Raw genomic sequence first — 15,214 nt, forward strand, 5'->3', positions numbered from 1 at the left:
CCGGGGAGGGTTGCGTTCCGCGGCCCACGGGTAGTACGGGCTACGACCGTTTCGCCCTCCCCCATCGCTCTGGAAGCAGGGGAGACACCCCTCCGCAACCCTCGAGGTGATCATCTGTGATCTGGGAATCCCTCGGCTCCGTCGCGCTTGGACTCGCCCTCTCCTGGGCGGCGCTCCGCTCGCTGTCCGGCCGGCTCCCGTCCCGCCGTGCCGTCTACGCCACCGGTGCTCTGGGTGCCCTGTTCGGCGCGTATCTGATGCACTCGGTGCTGGGACCAGGACACGTCCTGCCCACCCTGATCGGCGCGGCGCTGATCGGCGCGGTGACGCTGTCGCTGCTGATCCGCCCGCGCGGCCGCCGTCTGAGCCGATCAGCGGCGGCCTGAGGGGCCGTCGGCGGTCTGTCAGGCAGCCAGTCCGAGCGCGGCCATCCGCTTGGTGTGCGCCTCGGTGATCCGCGAGAACATCCGGCCGACCTCGGCCAGGTCGAACCCGTCCGCCACCCCGCCCACCAGCATCGTCGACAGCGCGTCGCGGTCGGCGACCACCCGCTGGGCCTGGGAGAGCGCCTCCCCCATCAGCCGCCGCGCCCACAGCGCGAGCCGGCCGCCGACCCGCGGGTCGGCCTCGATCGCGGCGCGCACCTTCTCGACAGCGAAGTTGCCGTGGCCCGTGTCGTCCAGCACGGCGAGGACGAGCGAGCGGGTGTCCGAGTCGAGGCGGGCGGCGACCTCACGATAGAAGTCACTGGCGATCGAGTCGCCGACGTACGCCTTGACCAGACCCTCCAGCCAGTCCGACGGGGCGGTCTGGCGGTGGAAGTCGTCGAGCGCCTTGGCGAACGGCTCCATGGCCCCGGTCGGCTCGGTGTCGATCGCGGTCAGCCGGTCCGTCAACCGCTCGAAGTGATGGAATTCGGCGGACGCCATCTTTGCCAGCTCCGCCTTGTCGGCCAGCGTCGGCGCGAGTTTTGCGTCCTCGGCGAGCCGCTCGAAGGCCGCCAGCTCCCCGTACGCGAGTGCTCCCAGCAGATCCACGACCGCTGCACGGTACTGCGGCTCTGCGGATGCGGTGGCCCAGTCCTGGGCGGCGATTCCGGTGGGCGCGGGGGCTTCAGTGGCGTTGTCAGGCGTCTCCATGAACCGCAGAATAGCCCGCCCATCGAAGGATGGAAGGGCCTGGTCAGCCAGTGGCATCACACCGTTCCAATGAATTCGCCCAACACACATGCGCGAATCCGGGGTACAGTGGTATTGCGGCTACTGAGTATTCTGGATGTACCGGTGGCGCGAAATTGAATGAGGATGCCCGGTCGGTGGCCCGATCGGCTCCGACCCGACAGCCCTCCCAGCGGGGCGTACGCCACGTACGACCGCAGATGAGGGGCCCCCTCAGCGGCACGAGCGCTCGAGCGACGGCAGTGGTCCCGCGCCACCCGGCCCATCCACGGCCGGATGACCAACCCCGGCACGGTACGACCCCCAGCGTTCGCCTCGGACCGCGTCTCACAGAAGAGGCAGCACCCTGACTACGTTCCGAGACCTCGGGATTCTTTCCGAGACGGCCGAAGCCCTTGAGGCCGTCGGCATTGTGTCCCCCTTCCCCATCCAGGAGATGACGCTCCCCGTCGCACTCTCCGGCTCCGACGTGATCGGACAGGCCAAGACCGGTACCGGCAAGACGCTCGGTTTCGGTCTTCCGCTGCTGGAGCGCGTCACCGTCCCCGCGGACGTCGAGGCGGGCCGGGCCAAGCCCGAGCAGCTGACCGATGCACCGCAGGCGCTGGTCGTCGTCCCCACGCGTGAGCTCTGCCAGCAGGTCACCAATGACCTGCTGACCGCCGGCAAGGTTCGTAACGTCCGCGTTCTCGCGATCTACGGCGGCCGTGCGTACGAGCCGCAGGTCGAGGCCCTGAAGAAGGGCGTCGACGTGATCGTCGGCACCCCGGGCCGCCTGCTCGACCTGGCCGGCCAGCGCAAGCTCGACCTGTCGCACGTGCGTGCCCTCGTCCTCGACGAGGCCGACGAGATGCTCGACCTGGGCTTCCTGCCCGACGTCGAGCGGATCATCACCATGCTGCCGCCGGCCCGCCAGACGATGCTGTTCTCGGCGACCATGCCCGGTGCGGTCATCGGCCTCGCGCGGCGCTACATGTCGCAGCCGACGCACATCCGCGCCACCTCGCCCGACGACGAGGGCGCGACCGTCGCCAACATCTCGCAGCACGTCTTCCGCGCCCATTCCATGGACAAGCCGGAGATGGTCTCGCGGATACTGCAGGCCAACGGCCGTGGGCTGGCGATGATCTTCTGCCGCACGAAGCGGACCGCCGCCGACATCGCCGAGCAGCTGGAGAAGCGCGGTTTCGCCTCCGGCGCAGTCCATGGCGACCTCGGCCAGGGCGCCCGTGAGCAGGCGCTGCGCGCCTTCCGCAACGGCAAGGTGGACGTGCTCGTCTGCACCGATGTCGCGGCCCGCGGTATCGACGTCGAGGGCGTCACGCACGTCATCAACTACCAGTCGCCGGAGGACGAGAAGACCTACCTCCACCGCATCGGCCGGACCGGCCGTGCGGGCGCCAAGGGCATCGCGATCACGCTGGTCGACTGGGACGACATCCCGCGCTGGCAGCTGATCAACAAGGCCCTGGACCTGGAGTTCAACGACCCGGTCGAGACGTACTCCACGTCGCCGCACCTGTTCGAGGAGCTCGACATCCCGGCCGGCACCAAGGGTGTGCTGCCGCGCGCCGAGCGGACCCGTGCGGGTCTGCGGGCCGAGGAGATCGAGGACCTGGGCGAGACGGGCGGCCGCGGCCGCAAGTCGTCCGCGCCGTCGGCTTCTGCCGCACGGGAGGAGCGGGCGCCGCGTACACCGCGTCAGCGTCGTCGTACGCGGGGCGGATCCGCGCTCGCGGAGGGCACCGCTGCCGCGGTGCCGGCGCCGGCCACGGAGCCCGTGCAGGCCGCAGTGGCAGCGCCCGCCGATGACGCCCCGGTGGAGCCGCGTACGCCGCGCCGCCGTCGCCGTACGCGGGTCGCGGTCCCGGATGTCGCGGCCGAGGCAGCGGTGGCCCTGGCGGAGACTCCGGCCGTCGCCGGGACACCGGCCGTGGCCGAGGCGGAGGTCGAGGCCAGGCCGCGTCGCCGGCGGACCCGCACCGTCACCAAGCCTGCGGACGAGGTCGACTTCCAGATCGCACCCATGGCCGAGCCGGTGGTGGAGGCGAAGACGGTGACGAAGCCGCGGCGCCGCGCCCGGATCGTCGCCAAGCCGGCCGAGGACGAGGTCGACTTCCAGATCGCGCCGATCGCCGAGCCCGAGCGGGAGAGGCCGCGTCGGCGGACCCGGGCCGCGGCGAAGCCGAAGGCGGAGACCGCGGTGGAGGTTCCAGTCGCGGAGGGCGAGGCCAAGCCGCGGCGGCGGCGCGCGCCGCGTACTGCGGCCAGGACCGAGGGCTGAGGACACGCCGATGGTCGTTCGGGGCTCTGCCCCGGACCCCGCTCCTCGACTGCCGGAGGGGCTTGATCGTGCCGGACGGGCTTGAGGACATCCTCAGGCCCGTCCGGCGTTTGAGGTCGGCTCGAGGGCGCAGTCGGCCCATCCGGCCGGTGAGGACATAGCCTCGTGTCATGAGTCGGCCGCCCACCTTCACTCCGCCCCCCCGCACCCGCGCCCACGCGCTGCTCACCGCGCGCGGAGCCTTCGCCGTGCTGGATGCCTCACCGCCCGCCGAACCGCGCGGCACCGCCCTTCTGCTGCCCGGATACATGGGCAGCAAGGAGGACTTCATCGCGCTCCTCGAACCGCTCTCCGCCGCCGGCTACCGCATCGTTGCCGCCGACGGGCGCGGGCAGTACGAGACCGAAGGAACGGACCGTCAGGACGACTATGGGCAAAGCGAGTTGGCTCGTGACGTACTCGCGCAGGCCGACGCGCTCGGTGGCTCCGTGCATCTTCTCGGGCACTCACTCGGCGGGCAGATCGCCCGCGCCGCCGTGCTGCTCGACGCCTCACCGTTCCGTTCGCTGACCCTGATGTCGTCCGGCCCCGCCCAGGTGGTCGAGGCCCAGCAGCTCAAGGTGAAGATGCTCAGCGACGCGCTCGCGACGCTGAGCATGGCCGATGTGTGGGACGCGATGCGTGCCCTCGACCCGCCCGAGGACGCGGCGGCGGCGAACGACGAGGGGCTGCGCCGGCGCTGGCTGCGCCACCGCCCCGCCCAGCTGATCGCCACCGGGCGGCAGCTGGCGACCGAGCCGGACCGGGTGGCCGAACTCACCTCCGTACCGCTGCCCTTCCATGTGCTCTCCGGCGAGCGCGACGACACCTGGCCGGTCCCGTTGCTGGACGAGATGGCGCAGCGGCTCGGCGCGCACCGCAGCCGGATCGCGGGCGCCGAGCACTCCCCCAACACGGACCGCCCGGAGCAGACCGCCGCCGCGCTGACCGCCTTCTGGGACGGCGTGTAGCTCAGACCGACCGGTCTCAGACCGGCCGGCACATGGGGGGTGGGAGAAGGACCGGCCCCGCGACGCCGCCTCCCATGTGCCGGCCGGTCTCAGTACTGCGCCTGCAGGTGCTGCCAGAAGCCGTCGCGCAGCGCCCGGCGCAGATGGGCGTGGCCGCGCAGCGAGTGCTGGAGCACCCGTTCGGCCTCGACCAGCAGGTCCTGGTCCACGGAGCCCGGCAGATAGGGGTGTCCGGGCAGCAGGTCGGCGAGGGCGTCGCGGCCGCGCGCGGAGAGCCAGGTGGCGGCGATCTGCGCGCCGACGAAGCGGACGTCCTCGCGGGAGGGGGCGGGAGTGTCGTCCTCGTACGTGGTGACGGGGCGTCTGGTGACGTACGGGCGGCAGAACTCCAGGTCGAAGGTGCGCTGGCTGTCGACCTCCCAGAGCAGCGGTTCGGCCTGGTTGCGCCCTTCGCCCGCCTCGATGCCCCAGAGGTGGACCCGGGCCCCGTATCCCTGCGCCGCCTCGACCGCGGACACCAGGTCCTCGTCGCCGCCGACGAGCGCCGCGTCGCTGATCGCGCGGTGCCGGGCGAGGGATTCGAGGTCGGTGCGGATGAGTGAGTCGACGCCTTTCTGCTGGTTGTTGGCGTTGAGGTTGCCGAGTCTGACCTTGACGTCGGGAAGTTCGGCGATGGCCTGCTGCTCGGCCGTGTGGATCCGGCGCCTGGCCCCGTCGTACCAGTACACGCGCAGCAGTCTGCTGTCCGCGAAGATGGTGCGGGCCTTGTCGATGAAGGCCTCGATCAGCCCTTCCGCGTCGAGGTCGAAGGAGCGCCGGTCCTCCGTGCCGGTGACGAGCAGCCCGGCCGCGGCGTACACATAGCCCGCGTCCACGAAGATCGCATGGGTCGAGGGGGTTTTGGACACCTCGGCGAGCATGCGCTGGAGCAGCTCGTTGGTGCGTTCCAGGCGTTCGCCGATCTCCGCCCCGTTCATGCGGACCTCATGGCCCGCGCACGGCCGGTTTCCCGCTGGTACTTAGACATCCAAAAAATTTCCTTAGCGTAGGGAATGTTTGCCTGCGGCAAGCCGTTGTACACCTTGTGGAGCGCGGGACGCCGATGTCCGAGGCTCCACATCCTTGCGGACGGATCACCCGTCCCCCCAGTAGTTCTCCAGCAGGAGGATCGGACGAAGGGAAGCCATATGCGCTTCGAGATCATGCGACTCGACGATGTCGACGGTACCGCCGTGGACAGCACCGTCGTGGACGCCGCCTCCGTCAACCGGATCGTGCAGCAGGCCGCCTCGATAGGCCAGCGCATCTATATCCGCCCGGCCGAGACCTCGGCTTCGTAACGCCTCACCGACGTACAAAGACGAAGCGCCCCCGCACGGAAGGTCCGTGGCGGGGGCGCTGTGGTGTCCGGGGCCGCGTCAGGAGCTCTGGATGACCTGGGTGACCCCGTTGATGATCTGCTGAACGGCGATGGCCGAGAGCATCATTCCCGCGAGCCTCGTCACCAGGACGACACCGCCGTCCTTGATCACACGGATGATCAGCAGCGAGTAGCGCATGGTCAGCCAGAGCACCAGGTGCATGGCGACGATCGCCGTCCAGACCGAGAGCTGACTCCCGAAGCTGTCGGCGTGCTGCACCGCAAGGATCACCGAGACGATCGCGCCGGGGCCGGCGAGCAGCGGCATGCCCAGCGGCACGAGCGCGACATTGACGTCCTTCGTCTGCGTCGGTTCGTCGGTCTTGCCGGTCAGCAGATCGAGCGCGATCAGCAGCAGGAGCAGCCCGCCCGCGATCATCAGGGCGGGAACGGAGACATGCAGATAGTCGAGGATCTGCTGGCCGAGCACACCGAAGACGGCAATCACTCCGAAGGCGACGGCAACCGCCTGGAGCGCCATCCTGCGCTGCATCTTGGCGGGCCGGCCGGCGGTGAGGGCGAGGAAGATCGGGGTGATTCCAGGTGGATCCATAATCACAAAAAGCGTGAGAAATAGGGATCCGAAGACAGCAACGTCGAACACAGTGAGGCCTTGCGAGAAGAGAGCGGGTCGAGAGGGGGACGTTCACAGCGCGCAGCCGTGAGCGGCCGGGCGAGCGAGAAAAGGTGAAGGGGGACGAGATGCGCGGACAGGCGGCTACGCGTTGCGGGGCCCGCCGGTGCCCGGCACCGGGAAGGCTCCCGTGGCACGCCGGGTGATCTCGCCGTAGATCTCCGGGTCGGTGGTGTACTCGCCGAGCTGTACGGTTTTCCGGCTGCCGTGGTAGTCGCTGGAGCCGGTGGCCAGCAGCCCCAGTTCCTTGGCGAGCCCGCGCAGCCGGGACCTGGTCGGCTCGTCGTGGTCCATGTGGTCGACCTCGATGCCGTCGAGACCCGCGGCGGCGAACCGTGCGATGGCTGCCTCGGGCACCACTTCGCCGCGCTTGACGGCGAGCGGGTGGGCGAAGACGGTGACGCCACCTGCGGCCTTGACCAGCCGGATCGCGTCGAACGGGTCGAGCTCGTGCTTCCGTACGTACGCGCGCCCGCCGTCCGCGAGCCATTCGGGCGTGAAGGCGTCGGAGACCGTCTCGACGACACCGAGCTCGACGAGCGCGGTGGCGATGTGCGGCCTGCCGACCGAGCCGTCCCCCGCGATCCGGGCGACCTGCTCCCACTCGACCGGGACGCCGAGCTCCTGGAGCTTGCGGACCATGGTCTGCGCGCGCGGCACCCGGTCGTCCCGTACCAGCTCGCGTTCGCGCGCCAGTTCCGGCTCGTCGGGGTCGAAGAGGTACGCGAGCATGTGCAGCCCCACACCGTCGACCCGGCAGGAAAGCTCGGCGCCGGTGACGAGGGTGAGGCCCTCGGGGAGCGCGGCGATCGCCTCGGCATGGCCGCGGGCGGTGTCGTGGTCCGTGAGGGCGACGACGTCGAGGCCCGCGGCAGCGGCGTTCCGGACCAGCTCCGCGGGGCTGTCCGTACCGTCCGAAGCGGTGGAGTGGGTGTGCAGGTCGATGCGCACGACGCGTACTCCAGTGCTCGCAGCCGGACAGGGGGACTGCCCCAGGATAACCGGCATTCGAACAGCGCCCGGCCGGTCACGGCAGAGCGCGGGCGCACGTCCGGCGGTCAGGGCCGGTCGAGCAGCCGTGGTGTGAGCGCCCCGCACGGCACGAGTTCGGCCTCCGCCCCGGCCTCGCGCAGGTCGGCCAGTATCAGTTCGTCGTACATCAGCAGCCCGGACTGCTCGGGCCAGACGATCGCCCAGAGCCAGAGCCCGCGCGCCTCACCGACGAAGACCGCCCGGTCCTCGGGGGCACCCTTGACGTGCCAGAGCGAGGTGGGGCGTCCGGCGGCGAGCACCTTGGCGTCGGGAGGTCCGTCGACATCGAGGGACGCGCCGGGGTCGGGGCCGTCGATCCCGGCGTAGCGCGCACCGAGTCCGACCCCCAGCTCCTCGGCGACGAGCAGCAGCTCACCCATACCGCCGAGTGGACCGGGACCCGAGCAGGCGACGACGGTGGCGCGGCCGCCGCTCCGGTCGTCGCCCGCGTACGAGACACCGGTGAACAGCCAGCCGACGGGCAGCGGCCAGGGCATCCACACCGGCACCCGGGCGCGGGCCACCACCACCCCGAGCGCCTCGACACTGGGCGGGGTCACCGGCTGCAGCGGATACACGGCGCCATGCACCGCGCACTGCCAGGTGTCGGCGAAAAGACCGGGCGCCCTGACCCGGCCTCCGCACTTCGGGCAACTGGGTTCGCCCCTCATAGCGACCAACGGTCCTCCCAGGCTGTCGCCGCGTCAAGGACGATCACCCGTCCGCAGCGTGGCTCCCACCAGGGAAAATAGATGTAACTTGCACTCATTAGCTTCTCTAACTTATTCTGTGCACAACGCATCGATCTAGTGGAGAGTGAGAAGGCCCATGCAGGGAGAGGATCCGTTCGATCAAGGAGCGGGCAGCATCCTGCGCCAGCCGAAGGCCGTCTGGGCCACCGCGGGCGCCTCTGTTGTCGCGTTCATGGGGATCGGGCTGGTGGACCCGATTCTGCCGTCCATCGCCAAGGGTCTCGAGGCGACGCCCAGCCAGGTGTCCCTGCTCTTCACCTCGTACTTCTTGATCACCGCTGTCGCGATGCTGGTCACCGGCTTCGTCTCCAGCCGGATCGGCGGCCGCAAGACCCTTCTGACCGGCCTCGCGCTCGTCGTGGTCTTCGCCGCACTCTCCGGCACCTCGTCGTCCGTCGCGGAACTCGTCGGGTTCCGCGCCGGCTGGGGACTCGGCAATGCGCTCTTCGTCTCGACCGCGCTCGCCGTGATCGTCGGAGCGGCGGCCGGCGGCAGCTCGGCGGCGATCCTGCTGTACGAGTCGGCGCTCGGCCTCGGCATGGCGTGCGGGCCGCTGCTCGGCGCGCTGCTCGGCGACGCCAGCTGGCGCTACCCGTTCTTCGGCACCGCGGCCCTGATGGCGATCGGCTTCATCTGCATCACGGCGTTCCTGAAGGAACAGCCGAAGCCCGCCCGCAAGACCTCACTGCTCGACCCGGTCAAGGCGCTCGGCCACGGCGGCCTCGCCTCCGTCGCGACCTCGGCGTTCTTCTACAACTACGCGTTCTTCACGATCCTGGCGTTCACGCCGTTCGTGCTGAACATGACGCCGTACAAGTCCGGAGCGGTCTTCTTCGCCTGGGGTCTGCTGCTCGCCGTCTTCTCGGTGCTCGTCGCACCCCGGCTGCAAAAGCGCCTCGGCTCGCTCAAGGTGCTCGGCGCCTCACTGGTGCTGCTCGCCGCCGACCTGCTGATCCTCGGCTACGGCAACCACACCACGGCCATCGTCTGCACGATCGCCTCCGGCGCCTTCATCGGCATGAACAACACCGTCTACACGGAGCTGGCGCTCGGTGTCTCGGACGCACCGCGCCCGGTGGCGAGCGCGGGTTACAACTTCGTCCGCTGGTTCGCCGCGGCGGCCGCCCCGTACCTCGCCCCGAAGATCGAGGAATGGAGCAACATCCACATCCCGTTCGTGGTCGCCGCGGTCGCGGCCGTCGTCGGCGCCGCCGTCGTCTGGGTCCGGCGCACGGCACTGACCCACGAGGCAACGGAGCTGGAGCCGAAGCACGCCACCGAGGACGGTGTCACGGCCTTCGCCAACTGACCTCTGCACGAACCCTGTTCCGCCCCGCCCGCGGCTCCCCCTCCTGGCCGCGCGGCGGGGCTTCCCCCATGCCCGTATGGCGTTCGTCTCAGTCCAGGGTCACGGAGGTACGCAGCGGATCCCGCAGATCCGTCCCGTGCGACAACCACCGCTCCTGGAGCTCCTGCGCCCCGCGGACCCGCTTCCACGCCGCCTCGTTGGGCGTCATCGGCAGCAGCGGCAGGAACCGCACCGGCTCCATCGGCCCGCCCGTCTCCCGGCCGCCACCCCCCACGGAGCCGCCGCGCGGCACAGACTCATTCAGTTCCAGGTCCTCGACCAGCCCGCCCGGCTCGGCGACCAGTACGGAGCTGAACGGCGCCCCGGGCCAGAGCGGTTCACCCAGGTCCAGCGAGGTGCCGGGAGCCACGATCAACCCCTCGACCTGCGGGGAAGCCGCCAGCACGGCCAGTGGGCGGAGCACCTTGTCGGTGTCGGCGAGCCCGGCCCGCACGGAGAGGATGAGCTCGGCGCGCGGCCCCTTCACGGGGTCTGCGAGGGCCGCGGTCGGATCGGACATCGGCTGGGCGGACATGCCCAGCGTGGCGTAGCGCACCACATCACCGTCGACGAAACGGAGTACCTCGATCCGGTCCGTGCCGAGAAACGTCACCGCGGCGCGCGCGTCCGGTTCACCGAGAGCCGTACGGAGCCGGGCCTCGACCAGAGCCAGAATTTCTTCCATGCCGCGAGCATAGGACGCGTATGGAATGGGCAAAGTAAGGGATTGGCCCGGAGTCGGCTGATAGTCTTGGCCGCTGGTCGGGACAGCACGCAGAAGCGTCGCTCTCAGTCCCGACAACACGTCATCCCCCACGGGGGACCGGCTGGAGGAGGTGGGGCTGCAATGGACCGAAGTCGATCGTGCAGTACCAACCGCTCTTCCGCCCCACACCCTTCTTCGGTGTTCTGACGCCTCCCTCGTCAGAACCCAGGGCGTTGCGCACGACGGAAGAGCACTTCTTTTTGCCTGTCTGTAGCGAACGCCGTCATCGCGCCGCCGCGGTGCCGCCCGCTTTGCGGATGTGAGCACACGTCCCCATTCCGGGCTGTTCCACGCGCCCGACGACGGCCCTCCGTGAAGGAGCCAGCCATGTCGATGATCCGTGACCTGCGCGCCGCCGTGCGCCCGTCCCTGCGCAAGACCAACGCACTGCACAACAGTTACGACACCACCCGTGACCCGTCCGCCTCCAGCGCGGTCGTCGACTGCGCGGTCTACCGCGACGGACGCCGCGTGGAGAGCGCCGGCTGCCTGACCCCGCACGAGGCGATGCTTCGGGTGCGCGAGGACGGCGGCTTCGCCTGGATCGGCCTGCACGAGCCGACCGAGGAGGAATTCGCCGGGATCGCCCGGGAGTTCGGCCTCCACCCGCTCGCTGTCGAGGACGCCGTCCACGCCCACCAGCGACCCAAGCTGGAGCGGTACGACGACACGCTCTTCACCGTCTTCAAGACCATCCACTACGTCGAGCACGCCGAGCTCACCGCGACCAGTGAGGTCGTCGAAACCGGCGAGGTGATGTGCTTCACCGGCCGGGACTTCGTCATCACCGTCCGGCACGGCGGACACGGCTCGCTGCGGGCGCTGCGCCACCGGCTGCAGGACGACCCGGAGCTGCTCGCCAAGGGACCTTCGGCGGTCCTGCACTCCATCGCCGACCATGTCGTCGACGGCTACATCGCCGTGGCCGGCGCCGTCCAGGACGACATCGACGAGGTGGAGATCGAGGTCTTCTCCACCCCGGCGAAGGGCAGCCCGCGCGGCTCCGACGCAAGCCGGATCTACCAGCTGAAGCGTGAGGTCCTGGAGTTCAAGCGGGCCGTCTCCCCGCTGCTGCGGCCGATGCAGCTGCTCAGCGAGCGGCCGATGCGGCTGGTCGATCCGGACATCCAGAAGTACTTCCGGGACGTCGCCGACCACCTGGCACGGGTGCACGAAGAGGTCATCGGCTTCGACGAACTGCTGAACTCGATCCTGCAGGCCAACCTGGCGCAGGCGACCGTCGCGCAGAACGAGGACATGCGCAAGATCACGTCCTGGGCGGCCATCATCGCCGTACCGACGATGATCTGCGGCGTCTACGGCATGAACTTCAAGCACATGCCGGAGCTGCGGTGGACGTACGGCTATCCGATGGTGTTGGGCGTCATCGGGGTCGTCTGCTTCTCCATCCACCGCACACTCAAGCGCAACGGCTGGCTCTAATACAGTTGACGGCATGACTGCTGCTGCCGCTGACTCGCTGCTCGGACCGGCCCTCGTCGAGGAGGCCACCAAGAAGTCCGGTCTGATCTGGGTGCGGGGTACCGGGCCCGCGCGGGCGCTGTGGCACGTATGGCACGAAGGCGCGGCCCATCTCGTCGGGGACGGCCCCGGCGAGCAGCCGCTCCCGGCCGGTCTCACCGACGGGTCCGCCGCAGAGGTGACCGTGCGCAGCAAGGACAAAGGCGGCCGGCTGATCGCCTGGACCGCCGCCGTGACGGAGCTCGCGCCGCACTCCGAGGAGTGGGAGGCCGCGGTCGCCGAACTCAAGGGCAAGCGGCTGAACGCGCCGGACGCCGAGCAGATGACCGAGCGCTGGGCGCGCGAGTGCCGGATACTGCGGCTGACGCCCGGCGAGTTCCGTACGGAGCTGCCGGACGTCTCGCACGCGGCGGCGCCGCTGCCGACTCGGGCGACCACCCGCCGCCCTGTCCCCGACGCCCTCCCGCGGTTGCTGCGCAAGCGCCGCCGCTGAGGGCCGTCGTCGTAGCGTCACGAGGTCGACTTGGGGAGCTGCTGCCCGTAGTCGACCGTGTCGTCCTTGGCCGGGGCTTCCAGCGGGAAGTCCTTGCCCCAGTCGGCGAGCGTGATGGTGCCCCCGCCGGCGGCACGGGCGAACCGCAGCGGATACGGCGTGCCCTTCAGCGACACGTCGAGCGCCCCGCCCTCACCCTTGCCGCCCAGGATCTGGATGGTGCGGACCGAGCCGACCTTGCCGCGGTCGCCCTTGTTGACCTTGCCGTGCAGCGTGAGCATGCCGTCGAGCAGGGTCTTCATGTCCGTGAAGCCGCGCAACTGCTTGTACGTCGGGTCGTCCTGCGGGACCTTCACATACTTGTCCTGGAGCTTGTCCCCCGCCGCTGCACCGGAATCGTGGCTCTGTTTGTCCTTCTCCTCATGGCTCCAGAAGCCCGAGTCGGCCTTCAGATAGACCTGGTCACCGATCCGCAGCAGCTCGAACGTGCTGGTCTTCGAGGTGACGGAGCCCGTGCCGCCGTCCTCCTTGAGCTGCATGTCGAGCTTGTACGTACCGCCTTTGCTGACCAGGGTCCCGGCCAGCCGCACCGCGTCCGCGGAGTCGGCTGCCGCCCGCGCCTTCTTCTCGATCTGGGTCGCCGAGAGTCTGCCGACGCCGTTGGTCCCCTTGTCCGGATCCTCGTCTCCGCACCCCGCCAGGGCTGCTGTCAGCCCCGCACAGAGCACGACAGCAAGACAGGTCCGGCGGCGGGTCCGGACGGGCGGGACAAAAGAGGTCACTGGCGCACTGCCTCTCATCTGCATCTCGGGGGCTGGCAGACCGCAGCGTACCTGTGTCGCGTACGCCGTCCGGCGCAGAGCCGTACGGACTGCTCACCGGGCCGATCCGGAGCGGTACGGGCTAGCCTGATCCCGTCATAACGGTGCAATTCATCCCTGAACGGACCATCCCCTCTCCACGGGACGGAAGGAGGCGCAGAGCATGGCGGCAGGTGCACCCCGGGTCTTCGTCTCGCACCTTTCCGGCGTGCCGGTCTTCGACCCCACCGGGGACCAGGTGGGCCGGGTCCGTGATCTGGTCGCGATGCTGCGGGTCGGCGGCCGGCCGCCCCGGCTGCTCGGCCTGGTCGTCGAGGTGCTCAGCCGCCGCCGCATCTTCCTCCCGATGACCCGGGTGACAGGTATCGAGTCCGGTCAGGTCATCACCACCGGCGTGGTCAACATGCGGCGCTTCGAACAGCGGCCCACCGAACGCCTGGTGCTCGGCGAGTTCCTCGACCGGCGGGTCCGCCTCGTGGAGACCGGCGAGGAGGTCACCGTTCTCGATGTCTCCGTGTCGCAGCTCCCGGCCCGCCGTGACTGGGAGATCGACAAGTACTTCGTGCGCAAGGGCAGGGGCGGGGCGCTGCGGCGCAAGGGCGAGACCCTGACGGTCGAATGGTCGGCGGTCAGCGGATTCTCACTGGAGGAGGACGGTCAGGGCGCCGAATCACTGGTCGCCACGTTCGAGCAGCTCCGGCCGACCGACGTGGCCAACGCGCTGCATCATCTGTCGCCCAAGCGTCGGGCCGAGGTCGCGGCCGCGCTCGACGACGACCGGCTCGCCGACGTCCTGGAGGAGCTGCCCGGGGACGACCAGGTGGAGATCATCGGCAAGCTCCAGGAGGAGCGCGCCGCCGATGTCCTGGAGGCCATGGACCCGGACGACGCGGCCGACCTGCTCTCCGAACTGCCCGAGGCGGACAAGGAGCGGCTGCTGACGCTGATGCGGCCGGACGACGCGGCGGATGTACGACGCCTCATGTCGTACGAGGAGCGGACCGCGGGCGGTCTGATGACCACCGAGCCGATCATTCTGCGGCCGGACGCGACGGTCGCCGACGCACTCGCGCGGGTCCGGCAGGCGGACCTGTCCCCGGCGCTCGCCGCCCAGGTGTACGTGTGCCGCTCCCCCGACGAGACACCGACCGGCAAATACCTGGGCACCGTGCACTTTCAGCGGCTGCTGCGGGATCCGCCGTACGCCCTGGTCAGCTCGATCGTCGACAGCGATCTCGTCCCCCTCACACCGGACACTCCGCTGCCGGACGTGACGAGCTACCTGGCCGCGTACAACCTGGTCTCCGTGCCGGTCGTGGACGAGAGCGGATCACTGCTCGGCGCAGTGACCGTCGACGACGTCCTCGACCACCTGCTGCCCGAGGACTGGCGGGAGACCGACTTCCACGGCGGGGAGGAGATCGCGCGTGGCCGGTGAGGACCGCTCGAAGGGGGCGCCAGCGGGGGCCTCGGGCATTGCGCGCCCGCCCCGTTCCCGGCTGGACCAGCCGAAGTCCCCGCGTCGTCGGCTGCTGCCCGAATACGACCCCGAGTCGTTCGGCCGGCTCTCCGAACGGATCGCCCGCTTCCTGGGCACCTGGCGGTTCATCGCCTGGATGACAGTGGTCATCATCGTCTGGGTGCTGTGGAACGCCTTCGCGCCCGTGGGGTGGCGGTTCGACGGGTACCCGTTCATCTTCCTGACTCTGGTCCTGTCGCTCCAGGCCTCGTACGCGGCCCCGCTGATCCTTCTCGCGCAGAACCGGCAGGCCGACCGGGACCGGGTCACCTACGAGCAGGACCGCAAGCAGAACGAGCGCTCCATCGCGGACACCGAGTACCTCACGCGCGAGATCGCGTCGCTGCGGATGGGGCTCGGCGAGGTCGCTACGCGCGACTGGATCCGCTCCGAACTGGACGACCTCGCGAGGGGCCTGCACGACCAGCAGGCCCTGTACCCGGCCGAGAGTGACGAAGACCGCTGACAGGGCTAC

The 15,214-nt window shown here is 69.9% G+C and carries 16 protein-coding genes; 9 read left to right on the forward strand and 7 right to left on the reverse strand.

Going from position 1 to position 15,214, the window contains the following annotated elements; translation table 11 throughout:
• The first annotated feature begins 116 nt into the window (after window positions 1-116).
• A complete protein-coding gene (locus tag ACNPQM_RS17990) occupies window positions 117-386 on the forward strand; it encodes a hypothetical protein (RefSeq protein ID WP_418084779.1) in 270 nt (89 codons plus the stop codon).
• Window positions 387-404: 18 nt separating this feature from the next.
• Here ACNPQM_RS17990 and ACNPQM_RS17995 read toward each other — a convergent pair whose 3' ends face one another.
• Entirely contained in the window at window positions 405-1,139 is a 735-nt protein-coding gene (locus ACNPQM_RS17995) for a ferritin-like fold-containing protein (RefSeq protein WP_358860507.1), read from the reverse strand.
• 475 nt (window positions 1,140-1,614) lie between these two features.
• Between ACNPQM_RS17995 and ACNPQM_RS18000 the strand changes: the two genes are divergently transcribed.
• On the forward strand, window positions 1,615-3,462 hold the full coding sequence (locus ACNPQM_RS18000) for a DEAD/DEAH box helicase (protein WP_418084780.1): 1,848 nt from the start codon (window positions 1,615-1,617) through the stop codon (window positions 3,460-3,462).
• A gap of 170 nt (window positions 3,463-3,632) precedes the next feature.
• Window positions 3,633-4,472 carry an alpha/beta fold hydrolase gene (locus tag ACNPQM_RS18005; RefSeq protein WP_418084781.1) on the forward strand — a complete coding sequence of 280 codons (840 nt, stop codon included), beginning with the start codon at window positions 3,633-3,635 and terminating at the stop codon, window positions 4,470-4,472.
• An 89-nt stretch (window positions 4,473-4,561) separates the two neighbouring features.
• Here ACNPQM_RS18005 and ACNPQM_RS18010 read toward each other — a convergent pair whose 3' ends face one another.
• A complete protein-coding gene (locus ACNPQM_RS18010) occupies window positions 4,562-5,449 on the reverse strand; it encodes an NYN domain-containing protein (RefSeq protein ID WP_358860510.1) in 888 nt (295 codons plus the stop codon).
• 210 nt (window positions 5,450-5,659) lie between these two features.
• On the opposite strand from ACNPQM_RS18010, the gene ACNPQM_RS18015 reads away from it, so the two are divergent.
• On the forward strand, window positions 5,660-5,812 hold the full coding sequence (locus tag ACNPQM_RS18015; RefSeq protein ID WP_358860511.1) for a hypothetical protein: 153 nt from the start codon (window positions 5,660-5,662) through the stop codon (window positions 5,810-5,812).
• 78 nt (window positions 5,813-5,890) lie between these two features.
• Here the strand turns inward: ACNPQM_RS18015 and ACNPQM_RS18020 are convergent, their stop codons facing one another.
• The 3 genes from ACNPQM_RS18020 to ACNPQM_RS18030 form a co-directional block, all read right to left on the reverse strand.
• Window positions 5,891-6,496 (reverse strand): MarC family protein, encoded by a 606-nt coding sequence (locus ACNPQM_RS18020; protein WP_358860512.1) that lies wholly within the window; start codon window positions 6,494-6,496, stop codon window positions 5,891-5,893.
• A gap of 114 nt (window positions 6,497-6,610) precedes the next feature.
• Window positions 6,611-7,477 carry a PHP domain-containing protein gene (locus tag ACNPQM_RS18025; protein WP_358860513.1) on the reverse strand — a complete coding sequence of 289 codons (867 nt, stop codon included), beginning with the start codon at window positions 7,475-7,477 and terminating at the stop codon, window positions 6,611-6,613.
• Window positions 7,478-7,584: 107 nt separating this feature from the next.
• Window positions 7,585-8,229: a DUF6758 family protein gene (locus tag ACNPQM_RS18030; RefSeq protein WP_418084782.1), complete on the reverse strand. Its 645-nt coding sequence runs from the start codon at window positions 8,227-8,229 to the stop codon at window positions 7,585-7,587.
• Window positions 8,230-8,386: 157 nt separating this feature from the next.
• Between ACNPQM_RS18030 and ACNPQM_RS18035 the strand changes: the two genes are divergently transcribed.
• Window positions 8,387-9,619, forward strand: coding sequence for an MFS transporter (locus ACNPQM_RS18035; RefSeq protein WP_358860515.1), 1,233 nt, complete (start codon window positions 8,387-8,389; stop codon window positions 9,617-9,619).
• A gap of 88 nt (window positions 9,620-9,707) precedes the next feature.
• Here ACNPQM_RS18035 and ACNPQM_RS18040 read toward each other — a convergent pair whose 3' ends face one another.
• Complete coding sequence (locus ACNPQM_RS18040) at window positions 9,708-10,343, reverse strand: suppressor of fused domain protein (RefSeq protein ID WP_418084783.1); 636 nt, start codon at window positions 10,341-10,343, stop codon at window positions 9,708-9,710.
• A 408-nt stretch (window positions 10,344-10,751) separates the two neighbouring features.
• Here ACNPQM_RS18040 and ACNPQM_RS18045 point away from each other — a divergent pair, with 408 nt between their 5' ends.
• Window positions 10,752-11,867 carry a magnesium and cobalt transport protein CorA gene (locus ACNPQM_RS18045; protein WP_358860517.1) on the forward strand — a complete coding sequence of 372 codons (1,116 nt, stop codon included), beginning with the start codon at window positions 10,752-10,754 and terminating at the stop codon, window positions 11,865-11,867.
• A 13-nt stretch (window positions 11,868-11,880) separates the two neighbouring features.
• Window positions 11,881-12,399, forward strand: coding sequence for a hypothetical protein (locus tag ACNPQM_RS18050; RefSeq protein ID WP_358860518.1), 519 nt, complete (start codon window positions 11,881-11,883; stop codon window positions 12,397-12,399).
• A 17-nt stretch (window positions 12,400-12,416) separates the two neighbouring features.
• On the opposite strand, the gene ACNPQM_RS18055 is transcribed toward ACNPQM_RS18050, so the two are convergent.
• The gene (locus ACNPQM_RS18055) at window positions 12,417-13,181 is read right to left on the reverse strand and encodes a hypothetical protein (protein ID WP_358860519.1); all 765 of its coding nucleotides are present in this window, start codon (window positions 13,179-13,181) and stop codon (window positions 12,417-12,419) included.
• Window positions 13,182-13,383: 202 nt separating this feature from the next.
• Between ACNPQM_RS18055 and ACNPQM_RS18060 the strand changes: the two genes are divergently transcribed.
• Entirely contained in the window at window positions 13,384-14,658 is a 1,275-nt protein-coding gene (locus ACNPQM_RS18060) for a magnesium transporter MgtE N-terminal domain-containing protein (RefSeq protein ID WP_418084784.1), read from the forward strand.
• Window positions 14,648-15,205, forward strand: a complete 558-nt coding sequence (locus tag ACNPQM_RS18065; protein WP_358860521.1) for a DUF1003 domain-containing protein — start codon at window positions 14,648-14,650, stop codon at window positions 15,203-15,205. Before ACNPQM_RS18060 ends, ACNPQM_RS18065 begins: the two co-directional genes overlap by 11 nt.
• The last annotated feature ends 9 nt before the right edge of the window (window positions 15,206-15,214 follow it).

The sequence above is a fragment of the Streptomyces sp. NPDC056231 genome (genome assembly GCF_048270745.1).
Lineage (GTDB): Bacteria > Actinomycetota > Actinomycetes > Streptomycetales > Streptomycetaceae > Streptomyces.

Coding starts and splice junctions, on each gene's coding strand:
- ACNPQM_RS17995 (WP_358860507.1), bottom strand. CDS start 1,139: ATGGAGACGCCTGACAACGCCACTGAAGCCCCCGCGCCCACCGGAATC.
- ACNPQM_RS18000 (WP_418084780.1), top strand. CDS start 1,615: ATGACGCTCCCCGTCGCACTCTCCGGCTCCGACGTGATCGGACAGGCC.
- ACNPQM_RS18005 (WP_418084781.1), top strand. CDS start 3,633: ATGAGTCGGCCGCCCACCTTCACTCCGCCCCCCCGCACCCGCGCCCAC.
- ACNPQM_RS18010 (WP_358860510.1), bottom strand. CDS start 5,449: ATGAACGGGGCGGAGATCGGCGAACGCCTGGAACGCACCAACGAGCTG.
- ACNPQM_RS18015 (WP_358860511.1), top strand. CDS start 5,660: ATGCGCTTCGAGATCATGCGACTCGACGATGTCGACGGTACCGCCGTG.
- ACNPQM_RS18030 (WP_418084782.1), bottom strand. CDS start 8,229: ATGAGGGGCGAACCCAGTTGCCCGAAGTGCGGAGGCCGGGTCAGGGCG.
- ACNPQM_RS18035 (WP_358860515.1), top strand. CDS start 8,387: ATGCAGGGAGAGGATCCGTTCGATCAAGGAGCGGGCAGCATCCTGCGC.
- ACNPQM_RS18040 (WP_418084783.1), bottom strand. CDS start 10,343: ATGGAAGAAATTCTGGCTCTGGTCGAGGCCCGGCTCCGTACGGCTCTC.
- ACNPQM_RS18045 (WP_358860517.1), top strand. CDS start 10,752: ATGTCGATGATCCGTGACCTGCGCGCCGCCGTGCGCCCGTCCCTGCGC.
- ACNPQM_RS18050 (WP_358860518.1), top strand. CDS start 11,881: ATGACTGCTGCTGCCGCTGACTCGCTGCTCGGACCGGCCCTCGTCGAG.
- ACNPQM_RS18060 (WP_418084784.1), top strand. CDS start 13,384: ATGGCGGCAGGTGCACCCCGGGTCTTCGTCTCGCACCTTTCCGGCGTG.